We start from the raw sequence: 17,236 nt of genomic DNA, 5'->3' as shown, positions 1-17,236 counted from the left end.
CGCGGCGTCGTGGATCACGTCGTAGGCTGCGCGCCTATGACGATCCTCGGTATCGGCTTGGACTTGGTGACCATCTCCGAGTTCGCCGAACAGCTCGAACGCGCCGGAACCACCATGCTCCGGGAGAGTTTCACCGCGGGCGAGCGGCGCTACTGCCAGAGCAAAGGAACCGACCCGGCGCGCAGTTACGCGGCGCGGTGGGCAGCCAAGGAGGCGGTGCTCAAAGCCTGGGCATCCTCGCGGTTCGCCCGCCGCCCGCAGATCGGGGACAACCCGTATCCGCTGATCGAGGTGGTCAACGACGCGTGGGGCAGGCCGAGCATCAAGCTGCACGGCCTCGCCGCCGAATTCCTGCCCCGGGTCCGGGTTCACCTGTCGTTGACCCACGACGGCGACACCGCGGCGGCGATGGTCGTGCTGGAAGACCCGGGCGAGCTGGCCGATCTCATCGAAGGCCGCGACAGCGTCGGCTGAGTCGTACGGTGGTCCCGGTTCGCGCCGGGACCACCGCTTACCTCTTATCGCCGCCGGTGCGCGATTCCTTCTCCGCGACGAGCAGGTAGGCGACCATCAGCCGCTTGAGTTCGGCGACCGCCTCCGCGCTGCTCTGTTCGTCCTGGACCGAGAAGTTCAGCATCGAATAGACCACGTGCACCAGCACTTCGGCCATCATGGTGCGCCGCGCCCGCGGCGTGCGCGGGGTGAGTGGGCGCAGCATCTGCGACACGACCTCGGCGAACTGCTTCTCGTGGATCGCGCCGGTGGCCCGGGTGGACGGCGTGGACTGCATGGCAAGCCACACTTCGCGCCGGGACGGGTCGGTCATCCACAGGTTGGCCAGATGGTCGACGAACTGGTTCATGTGCCGCAGCCAGTCCAGTGACGGGATCTCGCCGTGGAAGTCGGCCAGCTCTTGGGAAACGGCCACCAAGTCTTGCCGATTCAACTCGCAGACGATGACGTACTTGTTCGCGAAGAACTGATACAGCGTGCCGATCGGCACCTCGGCCCTGGCCGCCACCTCTTCACAGGTGAACGACTCGAAACCGACCTCGACGAGCAATTCTCTGGATGCCTGGAGTAAGGCGTCGAACTTGCGTTTGCTGCGTTCCTGCGTCGGCCGGCGTCGCGGCATGAGCTCCTGTGGGTCGTCCTGCAGCTCCAACGCAGGGTCCAGACGGTGCTTCGACCTGGCCTCCGCGCGTACTTCCACCCGTCCAGGCTAACGGTACGGGCATGTCGGCGGCACGCACGTTCGCTGTTCGAGTTCAGCCCGGTTGATTTTCCGCACCCATCCACCCGGTGATGTGGCGCCGAACACACACCGAGCGCGCGTGTCTCGCGACGTGTGCTCCGAGCAGGGGAATCCATGCGGCTCATGACTTTCGGCAAGCTCGTGAGCTCGGTCAATGCCTAGAGGGAGGCGTGATCAGTGGTGGCTGAATCTCTGGTGACTCTCGGCGTTTCCACCGAACGGGGTGCCGTGCACGCGGTGGCGCTCGCCGACGGCGAGAAGCTAGCGGATCGCGTGCTGCTGCGCCGGGTGGGACGGACCGATAGCGACAGCAATGCGGATGTGGCGGCGTCCGTGGAGGCGGTGTTGAACGCTATGGCCGCCGGGCTCGGCCCGGATCGGGAGATCGGCGGCGTCGCGGTCGCCTACCGGGACTCCGCGGAGCGCCGTGCCATTGTGACCAGGCTGGCGGCGGGTCCCTGGCACAGCGCTTCCATGGTCTCGGCGAAGTCGGCTCACCTGAGCGTGGCGGGCGTGATGACCTGGCTGGATACCTTCGACAATCTGCTGATCTGCGAGGTCGTCCCCGGATACCAGGCGTTCACCCTGGTGGATCGCGGGCGCCGCCGGGTGCTGGCCGCGGTGGGGCGGGCGGGCCGGACGACGCCGCAGTCGCTCGGCGGGGCCGTGACGGCGGCCTGGGATCAGTTGGAGGCGGCGGCGACCAAGCCGGACGCGGTGGCGTTGATCGGCTCGGCCGCGGCGGAACCGGCGGTGTCGGCCGCTGTCGAGGACTTCGGGGCGCCGGTGATTCCCTGCACCATGGCCGCTTTCGCATGCGCGGCGGGCGCCGCGTTGAGCGCGCGAATGGAGTCCGACAGTCGTGTCGAGCCGGTCGAGGAGCCGCACCGCGCGCGTGGCGGGGTGGCGTTGTTCGCGGCGGCCGGTGTGCTGGCGAGCGGAATGGTCGTCGGCGGCGGTTACGTGCTCAATGGTTTCTCGCGCCCGATGCCGACCGTGGTCGCGGACGCTCAGCGCGACGCGGCGAGTGCGGTGGATGTCGCGGCCGGGCTGGATCGGACGCGGGGTAGCGAGGCGGATGGATCTTCGGCCGGTCCGGCCGGCTCGACCACCCCGACCGGCTCGCAGCTCTCCGGCCAGCGTTGGGGCACTGTTCCGGAGCACGACCCGCTGCCACTGTCGATCGCCGAAGCAGCAGGCCATGAGGAGCCGGATGCTCAGGAGCCGCTGATGCCCGGCACCGGCGTCCCGTCCCATAGCAGGGTGGGTGCGCCCAACGAGGCGCTGCTGTTCCCCGGTGAGTCTCCGCCGCCCGCCGCGTTCACCCCCGAAGCGGCGGACTGGTGGGACGAGCATCTCCGCTTGATGGCGCAATGGGCCGCGCAGCAGGTGATGCCAGGCGGTATCTGATTTGCAGCGCCTGCGGCGCCGCGAACGGTGCTCGTAAGACTCGCACCCGACGGGGCTGGGAAGGTGTGGATCAGCTGGACTGTGATTGTTTGCCAGCGCCTGCGGTGCTCGTAGGACAGCGGAGAGTTGGGGCGCGCGAATTCATGGTTGGCCCAGCGCATGTGAGTAACCCCGGCCTAGGCCCGGCGTCGTTGTGGCGCCGGGCTGTGCGCTGCGCCGTCGCGCGCTAGACCGACAGGTCGCGGCGCAGCTTGGCGACGTGGCCGGTGGCGCGGACGTTGTACTGCGCCGCGGCGATCTTGCCCTGCTCGTCCACCAGGAAAGTGGAGCGGATGACGCCGACGACCGTCTTGCCGTACATGGTCTTCTCGCCGTATGCGCCCCATGCGGTGAGCACGGCGCGCTCGGGATCCGACAGCAGCGGGAAGGTCAGCCCTTCGGCGTCGCGGAACTTCGCCAGCTTCGCCGGTTTGTCCGGCGAGATGCCCAGGACGTCGATCCCGGCGCCGTTCAGGTCGGCCAGGTTGTCGCGGAAATCGCAGGCTTGCTTGGTGCAGCCCGGCGTGCTCGCCGCGGGGTAGAAGTACACGATCACCCTGCGGCCGCGGTAGTCGGCGAGCGAGACGTCTTTGCCGTCGGCGTCGGGCAACGTGAAGTCGGGGGCGGTGTCGCCGGGGGAGAGTCGTTGGTTGGTGGTCACCTCCAGCACGGTAACCGAACGCACGGACAGGACATCCTCGTGCGGCCCGATCGCGGGTGTGGGGGCGGATAGACTCGTCCGCGTGCGCTGGGCGCTCCGCGACCGGCCGAGCATGCGGCGTGGTCCGTGCTCCCGGCGCGGCAATCGACAACAGGAGGGTGGAACGTGGCAAGGGATACCGAGCGGATCGAGCGGGATATCGAGGCCGCCCGCACGCGGCTGGCGAGCACGCTCGACGAACTCGCGGTACGCGCGGATCCGCACCGGATCGCGGACGACACCAAGCAGATCGTGGTCGCGAAGCTGAACGAGCCGAAGGTGAAGTACAGCCTGATCGGCGCCGCCGCCCTGGTCGTCGGGGTGGTGCTGCTGAAGATCTTCCGCTGAGCACTGCGCGAGAACTTCCGCTGAGCTGGAAAACGACGACACCCGGTGTGGCGAATGCCCACCGGGTGTCGTCGTTGTCGCGGTCGGTTCAGACCGTCGGGCAGGCGAAGCCGTCGCCGTCGGGATCCAGGTGCGGGCCGAAGCCCGGTTCGCCGCGGAACAGCGGGGCCCGTCCGGCGGCGCGGGCATCGTCGCAGTTGGCGAAGGCGCCACCAGCCGAGCCGCTCTGCGACATATTGGCCGAGCCGGTCGCGGCGGAGCCGGTGTCGACGGCCGACGAGCCGGTCCCGGCGGAACCGGACGGAGGGGCGGCTAGGGCGGCCGGCGCCGCGAGAAGGGTCATTCCCGCGACGGCCGCGCTGACGGTGAGCCGGCGAACGTTCATGTATTCCTCTGTTGTCTGCTGCGGTGGTTGGTGCGCCCGACCGGACGCCGCATCCACTGTTGTGACGGCTCGCTCTCTTGTCAACCGTAGGGGGACGGAATTAGGGCATTAGGGGGTCGCGGATACGGCGTGGATCAGGGCGTGAGAGCGGCGCCGCCGAGGTGCTCGACCGGGATATTGCCCATCCGCCCGGCCTGGTAATCCTCGATCGCTTCGACGATCTCCGCGCGGGTGTTCATCACGAACGGCCCGTACTGCACCACGGGTTCCCTGATCGGCTGCCCGCCGAGTAGCAGTACTTCCAGCGCGCCGGTCCGATTGTCTTGGCGCGCATCGGATGTCACGGTAATCGCGGACCCGCGACCGAAGACCGCCAGTTGTCCTTGGCTCAGCGGCCTGTGCTCGGCGCCCACCGTGCCACTGCCCGAGAGCACGTACGCCATCGCCGTGAACTCTTGCGGCCATGGCGTTTTCAGCTGGCCACCGGGTGAGATCGATGCGTGCGCGTAGGCGATCGGCGTGTACGTCGATCCGGGACCGGTGAATCCGCCCACCGCGCCGGCGATGAGCCGGACCAGCGCGCCGCCGTCGTGCGAGCTCACCAGGGTCAATTCGCCCGCACGCAGATCCTGGTAGCGCGGCGTCGCGAACTTGAGGGTGCGCGGCAGGTTCACCCAGAGCTGGATCCCGTGGAACCAGCCGCCGGAGGCGACCATCTCCTCCGGCGGGACCTCGTCGTGCAGGATGCCGGAGCCCGCGGTCATCCACTGGGTGTCGCCCTCGCCGATGACGCCCCCGCCGCCGTGCGAATCGTGGTGCACCATGGTGCCGTCGAGCATGTAGGTCACCGTCTCGAAGCCCCGGTGCGGATGCCAGGGCGCGCCCTTGGCCTCGTGCGGCTCGTAGGCGACCGGGCCCATCTGGTCGAGCAGGATGAACGGGTCGGCCGCGCGCAGATCCATGCTCGGGAACGGCCTGCGCACTTCGAATCCAGCGCCCTCGCGCTGTTGGTGGGCGGTGACCACGCTCCGGACCGGCCGCTCGCGCAGCGTGACGTCCGGGCGTGGAAGGCGCGGCAGGACCATGATGTCGGGAACGGTGACGGCGGGCATGGTGACCTCCTCGAGAGTTGGTGTCCATGTCAACCAATCGTGACTACACTTCATTCCCATGGTCCGGTGGTTGAGTGACGACGAGCAGGCGACCTGGCAGGCCTATGTGCGGCTGCGCCAGCGTTTGGACGGGGCGATTTCGGCCGGGCTGGCCGAGGACGGCCTGTCCCTGGCGGACTACGAATTGATGGTGGCGCTGTCCGCCGCGCCGGGCGGCTGTCTGCGCGCCAAGGAGCTGGCCACCGAGGTGTGCTGGGAGAAGAGCCGGTTGTCCAAGCATCTGGCCAGGATGGACGCCCGCGGGCTGGTCGAGCGGCGGCCCGCCGAGGAGGATGCCCGCGGCATCATCGTGCAGCTCACGCCGGAAGGGCGCGCCGCATTGGAGCGGGCCGCGCCGAACCACGTGGATCTGGTCCGCCGCGTGTTCGTCGAGCCGATGACGGCGGCGGAGGCGCGGGCGCTGCGCGCGCTCGCGGACAAGGTGGTCGCCGAGGTGGAGCAAGCCACCGAACTGGACGCCTGAACCGGTCGGATGCGTCGTGCTACTCGGCGCGTTTCGCGCGACCCAGCCAGCGGCGCCACCAGCCGCGTCGAGGCGGGTGGGCGATGACCTGGTCGCGGCGCGCCTGCGCGGTGCCCCTCGACGATGCCGCGCGGCGCGTCCGCTCGGCATCGCGCTCGGTGCGCCACTGCGCGACAATCTCATCCGCGTTCACCGGCGCGATCGGCACGAACGGTCCCTCCGGGAGGCGCAGCCACTCCACGATGCGTTTGTTCAGCTCGCTCACCGCCGCCCGCACCTGCCGCTCGGCCGGGAAGTCGCGCACCGTCTCGGGCAGGCGCTCGATATCGCGCCGCAGCAGTAGTGAGGGTGGCAGCAGTGCGTCGCCGCTGACTCCCTGGCGGCGGAGGTACCCGCGCAACCACCAGTCCTCGTCGTGGACCGCACCCGCGCCGGGAATCGGCTTGCCGGTGCCGGGCAGGTTGTCGAATTCGCCGCGCTCGGACGCCTCGTGGACCTGCTTTTCGATCCACGATTCGAAGGTCAGCTTCGACGGCTTGCGCTCGGTCATCGCGACGGTGTCGGCGGACGCATGACGCCAGTCTACGGAAACTTGTAGTAGGCGCGGAAAGCCTTGGGCTGGAGCAATTTTCGGTGCGGCTCAGGACCACGGCGTGATCGGTGGCTTGACCCAGAGCAGCTTCTCGTCGGCGTGCTCACGCCGTGCCGCGGGATGCTCCGGATAACGGGCGGCCCAGTCGTCCTTCTCGTCCAGCAGCCTCGCGACCGTCACCCAGGTCTCGTCGGTGCTCGGCGGATTGGTCTCGGCGGCCCTGGCCAGCTTTCGTCGCACGGGTGCGGACATCGCGAGCACCTCGGCGCCGGTGATGCCGCGCTGCCAGAGGTAGCCCGCCAGCCGTCGCGCTTTCTCGGCGCGGCTCTTGGCGGCTGCTTCGCTGTGTGCGTAGTCGGTCATGGCGTGTCCATGGGTCGCAGGTGTCCATGGACCTTATACGCGCCGCAGCCTCCCCATCGGCGGACGGGGAGGCTGCGTGGCGGTGACGGACTCAGTACGCGCTGTTGACGTTGTCCATCGAGCCGTAGCGGTGCGCCGCGTAGTTGCAGGCGGCGACGATGTTGGCGACCGGGTCCCAGATGTCCCAGGACGTGCCTTCGACGTGGTAGGCGCGGAAGGTCGGGTCGATCACCTGCAGCAGACCCTTGGACGGGATGCCCGCGGCGGCGTTGGAGTCCCAGAGGTTGATGGCCTGCGGGTTGCCGGAGGACTCCCGAATGATGTTGCGGTGGATGCCGTTGTAGCTGCCCGGGATGTTGTTCGCCGCCATGATGTCGAGTGCCTGGCGGATCCAGCCGTCCAGGTTGTTCGCGTACACCGGCGCGGGCGGCGGCGGAGGGGGCATCGGCGCCGGGACCGGCTCCGGGGCCGGGGCGGGAGCGGGCAGGGGCGCGGGAATCGCCTCCGCGACCGGTGCGGCGGCGGGTGCGGCGGGCGCCGGAGCGGCGGTGGTGGCGGCCTGTTCCTCGGCCACCATGGCGATGCGAGACGGGACGCTGTCGTCGGCCACGGACGCCGCGGAGCAGGCTGCCACGGCCACGACACCCGCGGCGGCGGCGGCGACGGTGATGGTTTCACGAAGTGAGGGGCGACGAAGGGCGGAAAGGCGTCTGTCAGGCATTGCGAATCGGTTCCTTGTTCGGGGACTTTCTCGATCCGGCCGCGTTCGGGCAGCACGGATCCTGCGGCGGACGCTCGTGGACGTTCGCCGAAACGGCCATCTGCTGTTGTGTGCTTTGGTTGTGGGGGAGCTCATGTCCCCGGAACGCGGCGCACTTCGTGCGTGCGGCGCCGGTTCGCCCTCGATGGGGCCTGGAGCGCGGTGTCGCGCGGGACTCCGCATCCTGGATGCGAAGAGTCGGGCGGAAGTATGGAGATCGCGGGTCCGTTTCCGAATCCGCTCCGCCGATCGCGTTGGCTGACAGCTGCCATCCGTGCGATCGTTACCGAATCGGTGTCTACAACTCCTCGGGCTGACCAAACTTCAGGTCGCTTTGTGACCTGATTGCAGAATGGTCACGCTAGGTGAACAAACGGTGAACGAACCGTGAATGAGCGGTGGCGATGATCTTGGAAAGCCTAGGAGTTGGTCATCGAAGCAGGGTCTGAGCTGGGAATTTGCTTATAAACCTGATGTGCGCTAGCTCACAGAATTTTTCGGGCCGCTGAGTGGATTCGGCGGCTTCGCGAGGGTAATGCTGTCTGAATTGAGACCTGTGGTACATCTGTGAAGAGGCGCAGGTCACGCGAAGGTCACGGAGATTTCCGGCCCCACGGAGAAGACAAGACCGCGCCCTTGCCGTCCGGGGACTGGCAAGGGCGCGGTCTTGTTGTGCTGTGCGCCATCAGGGACTCGAACCCCGAACCCGCTGGTTAAGAGTCTGCACCGCGCAAAGCCCTCGCCTGACCTCGGCGGGCATGGTTTCCGCTGCCGGTTCTGCCTCCTGGGGGGTTAAGGTCGACTCCGCCGGTTCGGGATGTCATTGCGACCTGCTGAGGATGCGCGGGCCACGTTCGGCTAACTTACGGCATTGTTCGGGTAACAATCTGGAATCCATCGCAAAATGGACTGTTGCGCGACGGCCAGGGGCCGAGGGCCGTCCCTATGTGCGAGGGCAGAGCGTTGCGCAACAGGAGAGCGCACGATGAGACGACTTGTGGTTACGCCCGAATGGAAGCATCTGATCGAACTGTTTGATCAGGAACTGATCGCCGCAGGACGCCCGCGCACCACTCGCTACCTGCGCTGTTATCACCTGCGCAACCTCGCCGACAGCTACCGTGACCGGGGCCCGGGCGAGCTGACCCGCGGTGAAATCGTCCGATGGATGGCGCGGCACGCCTGGAGTATCGAGACACGCCGCTCCTACCGATCGAGCCTGCGCGGCTTCTACCAATGGGCAGTGGACAACGGTCACGTGGAGGTCGACCCGACCAACCAGCTCCCCAAGATCACCCCGCCGCGCAAGCTGCCGCGCCCGGCACCTGATGCAGTCGTGGAGGCCGGGTTGCACCACGTCGACAACCGCACACGCCTGATGATCACGGTGCTGGCCCTCACCGGCATCCGCCGCGCCGAGTGTGCGCAGCTGCACTCGGAGGATCTGCTGCGCAGCCCGACCGGTTGGCTGCTGCGCATCGACGGCAAAGGCGATAGAGAACGCTATGTGCCCTGCGACGACAGCCTTGCCGCTGAACTTATTCAACTAGGAACGGGCTACCTGTTCCCTGGGCAGATCGACGGTCACCTCTCTGCTGCCTACCTGGGGAAACTTGTCTCCGGGGCCTTGCCTGGGCGGTGGACAGCGCACACGCTGCGACATCGTTTCGCCACTCTCGCTTACGCGGTCAGTCATGACCTGCGCGCAGTGCAGCAATTGCTCGGCCACGCCCGCATCACGACCACCGAGATCTACACTTTCGTCCCGGATGCTGCGATGCGCCGCGCCGCCGCCGGCGCGAAGGAGGGCCTCATGGCCTACGGCTCGGTCCGCCGCGAGATCAGCGGCACCATCGCGTCTTCAGCACCACCGAAGGCGTTCACTCTAGCCTCCGCCGCGTCGTTCCCGACGACGCCTCCATCGCTCCCCGTCGGCTCCATTGCCGCCGGCCTGCCCTGCACCTGCTCTGCCGTGTCTATCGCAGAGTCGGTGCGCCCATCCCGGCACGTTCGCGGACGGCGCTGAGAATACGGGTCCATCTTCCAGAATGTCGAACTCCTGCTGCCCCGTCCGGCAGGGTACCGAGCCGTGCTCGCGAACACTCTTATTGAAGTCAATTATCTAAATAACAACGCGCAGAGAAGGTTTCAATATGTCCGACACGAATACCGTGGCCAGATGGGAGCATACGCTCACCACCGATAAGTATCTGCCCGCAGTCGATGAGACCACCATCGGGGACGTCGACTATTTGCGCGCGCGGCTGCGGTGGCTCATGGACGACGCCGAGCGGGAGGCTAGCGAGTGGCGCTCGGGTGCCGACCCGACCAAGCGCGCCATGGCCGGCGACCTCGAGCGACGCTTGCTGCGCGACGGCATTGAGCGCCTGGCCGACGAGCTGGCGACTTTCACGCGATCGGGTGAGGAGATGCTCGCGCTGCTGCGTCGCACGTACCCGCAGATGCTGTGGGTGCGTAGTACTTGCGGTGGTGACGGATTCCTCGGACTTGTGCACCCGGACACGCTCGCGCTCGACGCTGGACAACAGTGCGCGCGGCGGCTGGGGCTGCCCGAAACCGAACCGGCGCGCGATGGTCGGCGGTGGGAGGGCCGGATCGAGGGCTGGCAGATCGTTGTCAACGAGGACGCCGAGCGTTCCCGCCGGGGATGGGAAGACCTCGATTCCGAGGTAGTCGAGTTCCTTCTGCAGACCGGGGCTGAGCTGCCGCCGGTGTCGTGGTCGAACTGGCGTCGCGGTGAGAGTTGGATGATCAACGGCTGGGTGGTGGTGAGCGATCTTGACGATCGCCATGCCATCGAGGCGGTGTTCGCCGGACAATGGGCGGCAGCGCTCGGTCTGGCCCCGGATGCAGTCGACCGCGGTGACGGCAGCGCCGAGTACACCGGGCAAACGGCGATCGGCGTAGTCACCATCAAGTGGGTTGCCGACCGTGAGCGCTGGAATGCGGCGGTTGCTCAGGCGCGTCAGGAACTGCTCGGGCGCGGCCATCGCGAGGCTCCATGAACCTGCCGTCGATCACCTGCCCCGCCTGCGGATCGGTGTCCTACCACCCGGCCGACATCGAGCAGCGCTACTGCGGGCGCTGCCACATGTTCCACAGCCAGCTCGGAGCGCCCGCACCACTTTCGGGTGCCGACGTTCTCGAGTCGGAGCTGGGCGACGAGCGCGTCGACGAATGGCTGAGGACGCAGGCGGCCATCTTCAGAGAACGTCTGGCCGGCCACCTGGATATCGAGGCGGGGTTGCGCGAAATTCTCGGCGATGACGGAGCAGCGGAGGCATGAGAAGGATGTCGGCGTCTTTTCTCCGCACTGTCGGCCCCTCCACCTGCGTCAACACGCCAGAAGCTGTCCGACCACCTGGGGAACGGCTTCTGCGACGGAGCTTGCAGTCAGCGGGCCACCACCGCGGCGTTGATGGGCGTGGGCGGCAGCACGGCCATGCACACTTGCTGCTATCTCGCCTGCGTCGAACGCATTCAGTCCAGCTGCCATCAGCGCGCCCGCGATACCAGCGAGCACATCACCTGCGCCTGCGGTCGCCAACCAGGCTGGTGCCTCGGCTTGGCTGGCTACGAAGCCATCCGGGCGAACGATCAGTGTCGTGGCACCCTTGACCAGTATCGTTGCGTCTAAGGCCTTCGCGATTTCGTGACCGTAATGCATTGGGCGGGCTTCGATCTCGGCCCGCGTCACGCCGGTGCCCAGCCATCCGATGATGCGAGCCATCTCGCCCGCGTGAGGGGTGAGCAGCAGACGGTCGCTTGGAGTCGGGCGGTTGCCCGCATTGCGGCGGCGTACGCAGGCTTCGAGCGCGCCAGCATCGACGACACACGGCAGCCCGGAGTCGAGGGCGACACCGATCGCATTGTCCTGATCCTCATCGTTTTCGACTCCGGAACCGAGCAGCCACGCCTGGACCTGCCCGATTCCCGGCACCGCTTCCGGTATCGCGGACAGAACATGTGCCGTCACGCCGCCTGGGCCAACGAATCGGATGATTCCTGCCGCACCGGATTGCACGGCGCCGGCGACAGCGAGTACTGCCGCACCGGGATAAGCGTCGGAGCCGGCCACCACACCGAGTACGCCTCTAATGTACTTGTGCGCGGCGGTCTCGGGAATTGGCCAGAGGGCGGCTATCTCGCTGTCGCCGAGTCGGCGCACCACTGGAGCAGCGGGCAGCGGAGGCAGTCCGACATCGACAAGGCGTACGAGGCCGGCGGCGTGGCACCCGGGCGGCAGCAGCACGCACGGCTTCGCCGCCGAGAACGTCACGGTGACATCGGCGCGCACGTGCGGGCCGCTGATTTCACCGGTGTCGGGGTCGACGCCAGAGGGCAGATCGACAGCGATCACGGGCATGTCGGCAGGGATCGCGGCGACCAGTTCGGCCGCGCGGCCACGGAGCGCACCGAAGCTGCTCTCGCCGATGATGCCGTCGACGACGAGGTCGGCGCGCGCGAGCGCCTTGGCGGCGTCCCCCGGATTCATCGGAGTAATGATGCGGCCGCCGGAGTTCAGCAGCGCGATAACGCCGGGCTCGTATGCGGTGTCGGCGACGAGCAGCGCCTCGACCACGACACCGCGGCGGCGCAGCCTCGGGCACGCGAGTAGTGCATCGGCGCCGTTCTTGCCGGTACCGACCAGCAGCGCCACGCGGCGACCATAAACGCCACCGGTGCGCTCGGCAAGGAATTGGATGCACGCGCTCGCCAACTGCGCGGCGGCGCGGCGCAGCAGGCGGTCCTCGGGGCCTTTGCGGGCCAATTCTGTTGCCACTGTGTCAAGTACATCAGCGGCGCGAAAGGCTGTTGAGCTCTGTTTCATCTGAGTCATTCCACCAAATGAGGGAGCGATCAGTCGACCAGCAGCAGGCCGCATCGCTGCGCGAGCGCGCGCACGTGCGGACGGGCCCGGGCGTGGTCACGCAACAGAATCTCGCGAACCAGTTCGCGCACGAGGATCGAATGGCGCACCTCATCGGAGCTGACCTTCTCGGCATCAAGCAGCGCTAGTACCGCTCGCTCGTCTTCCTTGCGTTGGGTATACGCGCGGGCGGCGTCGATGAGCACGCGGGACTTCCTCTCGACACTGGGCACTCGGTCGATGTCCAACCGGGAGATCCGATCCACGACAACGCTGGAATCGCCGAGTTCGGCTGCAATGGCTAGTCCATGGATGTCCACGTTTCCAGCACCGAACATCGTCCAAGGGTCATACCGTGTCCCGAGTGCGCGCGCAGCATCTTCGGCGACTGCGTACAGACTCCATGCTTGGCCGGCCTCGTCTGATTGCGCTGACGATATCGCCGCGGCGAGATTGAGCATGCCGAGGTCAGCGAGCAGCACGTCATCGTGCTCACGATCCAGGCGTCGTTTCAGCTCCTCGGCAGCGGTCAGGCAGATGCGGGTTGCCTCCTCCTGCTGTCCGACACGGCGATAACTGGCGCTCATCGCCCACGCGCCGAGAGCGAGCAAATGCGGGTCGTCAGCTTCCCGGGCAGTGGCTAGCGCACGCTCGGCGGCGACCCACGCGAGTTCGGCTTCCGGCAGGTGATGCAGCCACTGTCGGGTGATTTGGTATGTCCCCGACAGAGTGCGCGCGGCGCGTCGGCGGTCGTCGCCCTCGACGAGATAAGCGGTGTTTGCCGCTTCAATTAGGTCGGGCAACACGCGGCCGAGCGCGGTATGTGCGGTCGGAGAAGTGTGCCAGGTCTGCCATGCCTGAGCGACGCGGTGGCCGATCTCGTCGAGCGGCACGGTCGGTTTGAGCGACGGCGCCGCGATCGGCAGTGCGGTACGCATCATGACCTCCCGCACGGCGGCGACGGTGTCGCGGCGGGGCGACGGCCCTGGGGTCAGGTCTTCGATTCGGCCGCCTAGCAAATCGGGCACCGTGCAACGGCAAGCCGTCGCTATGGCCACCAAATCGGTCAAACGCTCGACTCCTCGTACACCTCGCTCGACTTGACTCACCCATGGAAGTGAGCGTCCGATTACGGTGCCGAGTTCGGTTTGCGATAGCCGCGCAGCCTGGCGGTAAACGGCGATGCGCTCGCCTATGCCCTCGATGAGTGCTGGTAGTTCGTTGTTGCTCATACCACGAGACTACAGGGCAAGGTTGATACTTTTGTATCAACATTTTATGTGGTTGATACCTAAAGTTGAATGTGCGCGCCCGGCCGTGCGGTCTGTCCGACACTCGCACGTTGGGCACACCGCTGTCGTAAGTCGACGCATGAGAGGGCGGTCGGGCGCGCACCGAAACCACAATCACCCGGAACCCCCGTTTCCGGTCGCCGGGACCGGCGCTCTGGGTGCAACCGCCAGGGGGCCCGCCTGTGCTCACATTGCCGAACTGCTCCGAACCGCAGATAACCACCCTCGATGCTGCCGCTGCGCTGCTGACCCGACATCAGCATCACATCGTTGACCGGGGACGACCGTGTCCGGCCCACCTCGCCGCAGCCGCCTTCTAGAGACACGGGCAATCGGAGTACACGGAGGCTGCCATGCACATTTCGCGAGACACCCGGGACCTTTGGGCCGCGCACTACCGCGACTGCGCGACCGAGCCCACCGACCTCGATCTTGACCGCGCCCGGTTCATCCTCGCCGACCACTCCGGCCACGGCGGCGGGTGCCTGCAATACCTCGCGGCGATGGCCTACTCATTCGGATCGCAGGGGTAGCCGGGATATGGACGTGGCCAACAGATCTCGACGCAGACATCCGCACGACCACAAAGCGACCGGCCCGCGGGGGATACCTGACTGGCATGAGGTCTGTGCGGCCTTCCGCGGCGCGCTCGGCTACACCCCGGGCGACCACCTGATCACCCGATGGGCGCAAAGCCTCGCGCACCTGCACCGCACCCGCCACATCAACCCAGCACGTGCCACCGAGATCGACCGCCGCCGATCAGATCTCGTGACCCTGATCAATCAGTGGGTCTGCACCCACATCGAGCCGGCCCACGGTCGCGCCGAACTCGTCGGCCCGACAGTGGATGCCCTCGCCTCGGCCTACGTCGAGGCTGAACTGCTGCTGCTCATCCACACCGAAGTAGCCGAGGAAGCCATGCACGCAGCCTGGTCGACGGTGGGATACCTCGCTACTCAGTGGGCCGACCTGGTCGCTGAGGTGATCGACGGACAGCCATGCCCGCCGGGCCGGTGCTGATTCTCGCCGCGACGTTTGCCGCCGTCATCGTCGGCCTGTTTGCCGTCGCTTTTCCCATCGCGTGTCTCGTCGCGTGGCTGCTGACTGATGCGCCGCCGACCGGGCCGCGCGTGCGCGAGATCGACGAACGCCTCAGCCACGAGCCGCCGCCCCTGCCGCTGACGGTCGAGCAGGCGCGCCAGCAGTGGGCCCGGCATATCGGCTGCCGCCTCGGCTGTTGCGCCCGCAAGCGAGAGATCCAGCGGACATTGCGCGCGGCAGGAGTCGCCCCACCCCTCGACACCACATCAACGGCGCCGACCCGGCGAGGTGGTCGGCACGCCCACCCAAGGAGGAAAGCATGAAGTTAGGAATCGGCCGCGCTCTGCGCGTGGGGTGCGCCGCAGCGGCAGTGCTCGCCGCAGGCGCCCCGGCCGGAGCCGCACAGGCCATCGAGCCCGTGGCGGCCAAGCCTGGCGGTGTTTGCACCTTCGAGTTCAACAAGAACCCGTACGTGCTGCACAAGGCCGTCGTCGTCGGCGGAACAGTGAAATGCGATCCCGCCCCGCTCAAGTTCCACCTCACGTTGCAGCTATGGCATCGGTCGGGCACCAGCAACCCGAAGCCGAAGGGGGAGCCGGGCATTGTCACGCAGATCCCCAACCCCAGCGTCCACGTCGCCGCGATGGCGCTGGACTGCGTACCCGGCGCGTGGCAGGGCAAGATCGTCATGCGGGCTACCTGGGACACCGGGACGGACGAGGGCCGCAAGGAAACCGCACCCACCATCATCCAGTGCTAAGTTCACTCCGATGAAGCTGCTCGTTATCAGTAGCGGCCCTGCCACATGGTCGAGGCGCTGGTTCTTGTTGCGCTGCCACGTGTACTACTGGTTCCGGCGTGTCTCCCGCGAGCCCGGCTATACCGGTGAAGGCCAGTGGCATCCTCACCGCGAATATGGCGGTTGGGTCATCCGACCGGCCACCGGATGGCGTCGGCTCCGATGGATAACACCGCCCCTGCACTACACGCGCGCCATCCCCGCCGACGACATGTACTCCCTCGGCACATGGATGCTGGCGAAGCTGGGGATGTAGACCAGCACACCGGATACAGAGAATCGCGCCCCGCCTCCGACTCAACGGAGGCGGGGCGCGTTAATCGTCGGACAGGCCGACCAACACAGGTCACGGCGACGGCGCCTGCAGATCCGCAACGGGCTTGCCCGCGAGAACCAGTATGTTGACAGCCATGGCGGATCAGACCAGGCCGTTGCCGGAGGGTGACGCTCGGGGTGGTGGATATCGATGCGATTCTGGCGAGCCTGCCTACCGACGAACTCGAAGAAGATCCGTGGGGCGGTGCGAATCTCGCGGTGCTGGATATGTCGGATCTCAACGATGTCCCCCTGGTTCGCAACCGCCCCGGCTGAACGAGAGTGGCTCAGCCATCGACTTGCAGCAACTTCAGCAGGGGCGCGGTGGGTACGCGCCGACGACGGGTGCCGAGGTCGATGGTCGGCAGGTTTCCGTTCCGGGCCAGCCGTTGCCCGGATTGCTTCTATGTCCAGGAATTCCGTCGTATTGGTCATTCCCCCATCATTGAGCACTGGCATACAAAGGTAGAGCGATGGCGAAGCCGATCATCCGAACACCCATGTACGAGCAGCTGCTTGCCGACGCCGAAAACCTCGCCCGGGACCGCGGTGAGGGATGGGTGGGCGTCGAGCATGTCTTGATCGCCGCGTTCTCCGACCCTGACGCCATCTCGACAGTCGAGCTGCGCGATCGGATGGGCGTAGACCCCGCCGAACTGATCCGCCGCCTCGGGCAGATCATCGCTGCGCCGATACCTGGGCCGGGCGAGTACCGGGTGCGCAGCCTCGACGGCACGGCCGTCATCCGGCCGGCCTGAAACGAACGAAACCTCCCGCATACCGGGGTAGGCTCGGCGGCGCATGGCTCTTGCCGCTTCCGAGGGCTCTGCGCGCCGAGATGGGTCGAGTGGACCCCGCGATACCGACGGGCGCTGCGGGGTCCATTCTCGTGAGACGCGTGGGGTGCCCCTCACTGCTGCCTCACATGCCAACTGGTAGCTTCGCCTGTGCCGCGACGCGCTTGGTGTCGCGACGTCGGGCAACCCTGTGGCCTCCGACCGGCGTTCCCCCCTTCGCCGGTCGGGGGCTTCGCTATCTGCGGTGACCGGACCCGGAGACGGTGAAATCGCCCTGCCCCTCAGGCGAGGAAGCAGGGCGATACGGCGTATAGAGCGGATTCCGCTGCGGGAAAATCCCTCGCCCTGTCAGGATGTGGTCGCGTGATGACTCAGGTCGGGGAAAGTCGCAGTCCGCCCTGATTGACACACGTATTCTCAACGACAGCAGGGGTTTACTCGATGATGAAAGCACTCGCCGTCACCATGACTATGGCCGCCGCGCTGTCGGTTGCCAGGGGGAAGGGACCACTTCGGAGCTGGTTTTGCCCTGAGCATGGGACCACCCGTTTGCCACTGATGGGACCACCTGACTAGCGGTTTTGCCAGTTATGGGACCACCCGGCGCGGCT

General features: G+C 67.0%; 22 protein-coding genes and 1 pseudogene. 13 read left to right on the top strand and 10 right to left on the bottom strand.

Annotation, left to right across the window (positions count from 1 at the left end; all coding sequences use genetic code 11):
- The first annotated feature begins 36 nt into the window (after window positions 1-36).
- Complete coding sequence (gene acpS / locus IU459_RS16025) at window positions 37-474, top strand: holo-ACP synthase AcpS (RefSeq protein WP_040775285.1); 438 nt, start codon at window positions 37-39, stop codon at window positions 472-474.
- Window positions 475-511: 37 nt separating this feature from the next.
- On the opposite strand, the gene IU459_RS16020 is transcribed toward acpS, so the two are convergent.
- Window positions 512-1,135, bottom strand: a complete 624-nt coding sequence (locus IU459_RS16020) for a TetR/AcrR family transcriptional regulator (RefSeq protein ID WP_228838021.1) — start codon at window positions 1,133-1,135, stop codon at window positions 512-514.
- Between the two features lie 297 nt (window positions 1,136-1,432).
- On the opposite strand from IU459_RS16020, the gene IU459_RS16015 reads away from it, so the two are divergent.
- Complete coding sequence (locus IU459_RS16015; protein WP_195130337.1) at window positions 1,433-2,665, top strand: hypothetical protein; 1,233 nt, start codon at window positions 1,433-1,435, stop codon at window positions 2,663-2,665.
- A 226-nt stretch (window positions 2,666-2,891) separates the two neighbouring features.
- Here the strand turns inward: IU459_RS16015 and bcp are convergent, their stop codons facing one another.
- On the bottom strand, window positions 2,892-3,365 hold the full coding sequence (bcp, locus tag IU459_RS16010; RefSeq protein WP_195130530.1) for a thioredoxin-dependent thiol peroxidase: 474 nt from the start codon (window positions 3,363-3,365) through the stop codon (window positions 2,892-2,894).
- 165 nt (window positions 3,366-3,530) lie between these two features.
- On the opposite strand from bcp, the gene IU459_RS16005 reads away from it, so the two are divergent.
- Window positions 3,531-3,752 carry a DUF3618 domain-containing protein gene (locus IU459_RS16005; protein ID WP_195130336.1) on the top strand — a complete coding sequence of 74 codons (222 nt, stop codon included), beginning with the start codon at window positions 3,531-3,533 and terminating at the stop codon, window positions 3,750-3,752.
- Window positions 3,753-3,840: 88 nt separating this feature from the next.
- On the opposite strand, the gene IU459_RS16000 is transcribed toward IU459_RS16005, so the two are convergent.
- Together IU459_RS16000 and IU459_RS15995 are read right to left on the bottom strand one after the other, a co-directional pair.
- Complete coding sequence (locus IU459_RS16000; protein ID WP_067479471.1) at window positions 3,841-4,137, bottom strand: excalibur calcium-binding domain-containing protein; 297 nt, start codon at window positions 4,135-4,137, stop codon at window positions 3,841-3,843.
- Window positions 4,138-4,271: 134 nt separating this feature from the next.
- Window positions 4,272-5,249, bottom strand: coding sequence for a pirin family protein (locus IU459_RS15995; protein WP_195130335.1), 978 nt, complete (start codon window positions 5,247-5,249; stop codon window positions 4,272-4,274).
- Window positions 5,250-5,307: 58 nt separating this feature from the next.
- Between IU459_RS15995 and IU459_RS15990 the strand changes: the two genes are divergently transcribed.
- A complete protein-coding gene (locus IU459_RS15990) occupies window positions 5,308-5,772 on the top strand; it encodes a MarR family winged helix-turn-helix transcriptional regulator (protein ID WP_195130334.1) in 465 nt (154 codons plus the stop codon).
- 19 nt (window positions 5,773-5,791) lie between these two features.
- Here IU459_RS15990 and IU459_RS15985 read toward each other — a convergent pair whose 3' ends face one another.
- The 3 genes from IU459_RS15985 to IU459_RS15975 all read right to left on the bottom strand — a co-directional run bounded on the left by IU459_RS15985 (window position 5,792) and on the right by IU459_RS15975 (window position 7,448).
- A complete protein-coding gene (locus IU459_RS15985) occupies window positions 5,792-6,322 on the bottom strand; it encodes a J-domain-containing protein (protein ID WP_195130333.1) in 531 nt (176 codons plus the stop codon).
- Between the two features lie 90 nt (window positions 6,323-6,412).
- Window positions 6,413-6,727 (bottom strand): hypothetical protein, encoded by a 315-nt coding sequence (locus IU459_RS15980; protein WP_195130332.1) that lies wholly within the window; start codon window positions 6,725-6,727, stop codon window positions 6,413-6,415.
- Between the two features lie 91 nt (window positions 6,728-6,818).
- Entirely contained in the window at window positions 6,819-7,448 is a 630-nt protein-coding gene (locus IU459_RS15975) for a transglycosylase SLT domain-containing protein (RefSeq protein ID WP_195130331.1), read from the bottom strand.
- Between the two features lie 1,024 nt (window positions 7,449-8,472).
- Between IU459_RS15975 and IU459_RS15970 the strand changes: the two genes are divergently transcribed.
- The 3 genes from IU459_RS15970 (at window position 8,473) to IU459_RS15960 (ending at window position 10,794) form a co-directional block, all read left to right on the top strand.
- Complete coding sequence (locus IU459_RS15970; RefSeq protein WP_195130330.1) at window positions 8,473-9,513, top strand: tyrosine-type recombinase/integrase; 1,041 nt, start codon at window positions 8,473-8,475, stop codon at window positions 9,511-9,513.
- Window positions 9,514-9,763: 250 nt separating this feature from the next.
- Window positions 9,764-10,513 carry a hypothetical protein gene (locus IU459_RS15965; protein WP_195130329.1) on the top strand — a complete coding sequence of 250 codons (750 nt, stop codon included), beginning with the start codon at window positions 9,764-9,766 and terminating at the stop codon, window positions 10,511-10,513.
- Window positions 10,510-10,794, top strand: coding sequence for a hypothetical protein (locus tag IU459_RS15960; protein WP_195130328.1), 285 nt, complete (start codon window positions 10,510-10,512; stop codon window positions 10,792-10,794). Before IU459_RS15965 ends, IU459_RS15960 begins: the two co-directional genes overlap by 4 nt.
- 48 nt (window positions 10,795-10,842) lie before the next feature.
- Here the strand turns inward: IU459_RS15960 and IU459_RS15955 are convergent, their stop codons facing one another.
- The 3 genes and pseudogenes from IU459_RS15955 to IU459_RS40095 form a co-directional block, all read right to left on the bottom strand.
- Window positions 10,843-12,393: a bifunctional ADP-dependent NAD(P)H-hydrate dehydratase/NAD(P)H-hydrate epimerase gene (locus IU459_RS15955; RefSeq protein WP_228838002.1), complete on the bottom strand. Its 1,551-nt coding sequence runs from the start codon at window positions 12,391-12,393 to the stop codon at window positions 10,843-10,845.
- Window positions 12,369-13,406, bottom strand: coding sequence for a hypothetical protein (locus tag IU459_RS15950; RefSeq protein ID WP_228838001.1), 1,038 nt, complete (start codon window positions 13,404-13,406; stop codon window positions 12,369-12,371). Before IU459_RS15950 ends, IU459_RS15955 begins: the two co-directional genes overlap by 25 nt.
- A gap of 9 nt (window positions 13,407-13,415) precedes the next feature.
- A pseudogene (locus tag IU459_RS40095) lies at window positions 13,416-13,610 on the bottom strand (helix-turn-helix domain-containing protein); the annotation flags it as partial.
- Window positions 13,611-14,023: 413 nt separating this feature from the next.
- Here IU459_RS40095 and IU459_RS15945 point away from each other — a divergent pair.
- The 6 genes from IU459_RS15945 (at window position 14,024) to IU459_RS15925 (ending at window position 16,586) form a co-directional block, all read left to right on the top strand.
- Window positions 14,024-14,203 carry a hypothetical protein gene (locus tag IU459_RS15945; protein ID WP_195130326.1) on the top strand — a complete coding sequence of 60 codons (180 nt, stop codon included), beginning with the start codon at window positions 14,024-14,026 and terminating at the stop codon, window positions 14,201-14,203.
- A gap of 13 nt (window positions 14,204-14,216) precedes the next feature.
- Window positions 14,217-14,693 (top strand): DUF4254 domain-containing protein, encoded by a 477-nt coding sequence (locus IU459_RS15940; RefSeq protein ID WP_195130325.1) that lies wholly within the window; start codon window positions 14,217-14,219, stop codon window positions 14,691-14,693.
- Complete coding sequence (locus tag IU459_RS15935; protein ID WP_195130324.1) at window positions 14,672-15,037, top strand: hypothetical protein; 366 nt, start codon at window positions 14,672-14,674, stop codon at window positions 15,035-15,037. Before IU459_RS15940 ends, IU459_RS15935 begins: the two co-directional genes overlap by 22 nt.
- The gene (locus IU459_RS15930) at window positions 15,034-15,474 is read left to right on the top strand and encodes a hypothetical protein (protein ID WP_195130323.1); all 441 of its coding nucleotides are present in this window, start codon (window positions 15,034-15,036) and stop codon (window positions 15,472-15,474) included. The genes IU459_RS15935 and IU459_RS15930 overlap by 4 nt, the downstream gene beginning before the upstream one ends.
- Window positions 15,475-15,969: 495 nt before the next feature.
- On the top strand, window positions 15,970-16,104 hold the full coding sequence (locus IU459_RS39315) for a hypothetical protein (RefSeq protein WP_267469822.1): 135 nt from the start codon (window positions 15,970-15,972) through the stop codon (window positions 16,102-16,104).
- A 197-nt stretch (window positions 16,105-16,301) separates the two neighbouring features.
- Window positions 16,302-16,586 (top strand): Clp protease N-terminal domain-containing protein, encoded by a 285-nt coding sequence (locus tag IU459_RS15925; protein ID WP_195130322.1) that lies wholly within the window; start codon window positions 16,302-16,304, stop codon window positions 16,584-16,586.
- Window positions 16,587-17,236: the final 650 nt, after the last annotated feature.

The organism is Nocardia amamiensis, assembly GCF_015477605.1.
Taxonomy (GTDB): domain Bacteria; phylum Actinomycetota; class Actinomycetes; order Mycobacteriales; family Mycobacteriaceae; genus Nocardia; species Nocardia amamiensis_A.
Note: the sequence above shows the minus strand (reverse complement) of the source record. Positions and strands in the feature narration are given on the sequence as shown.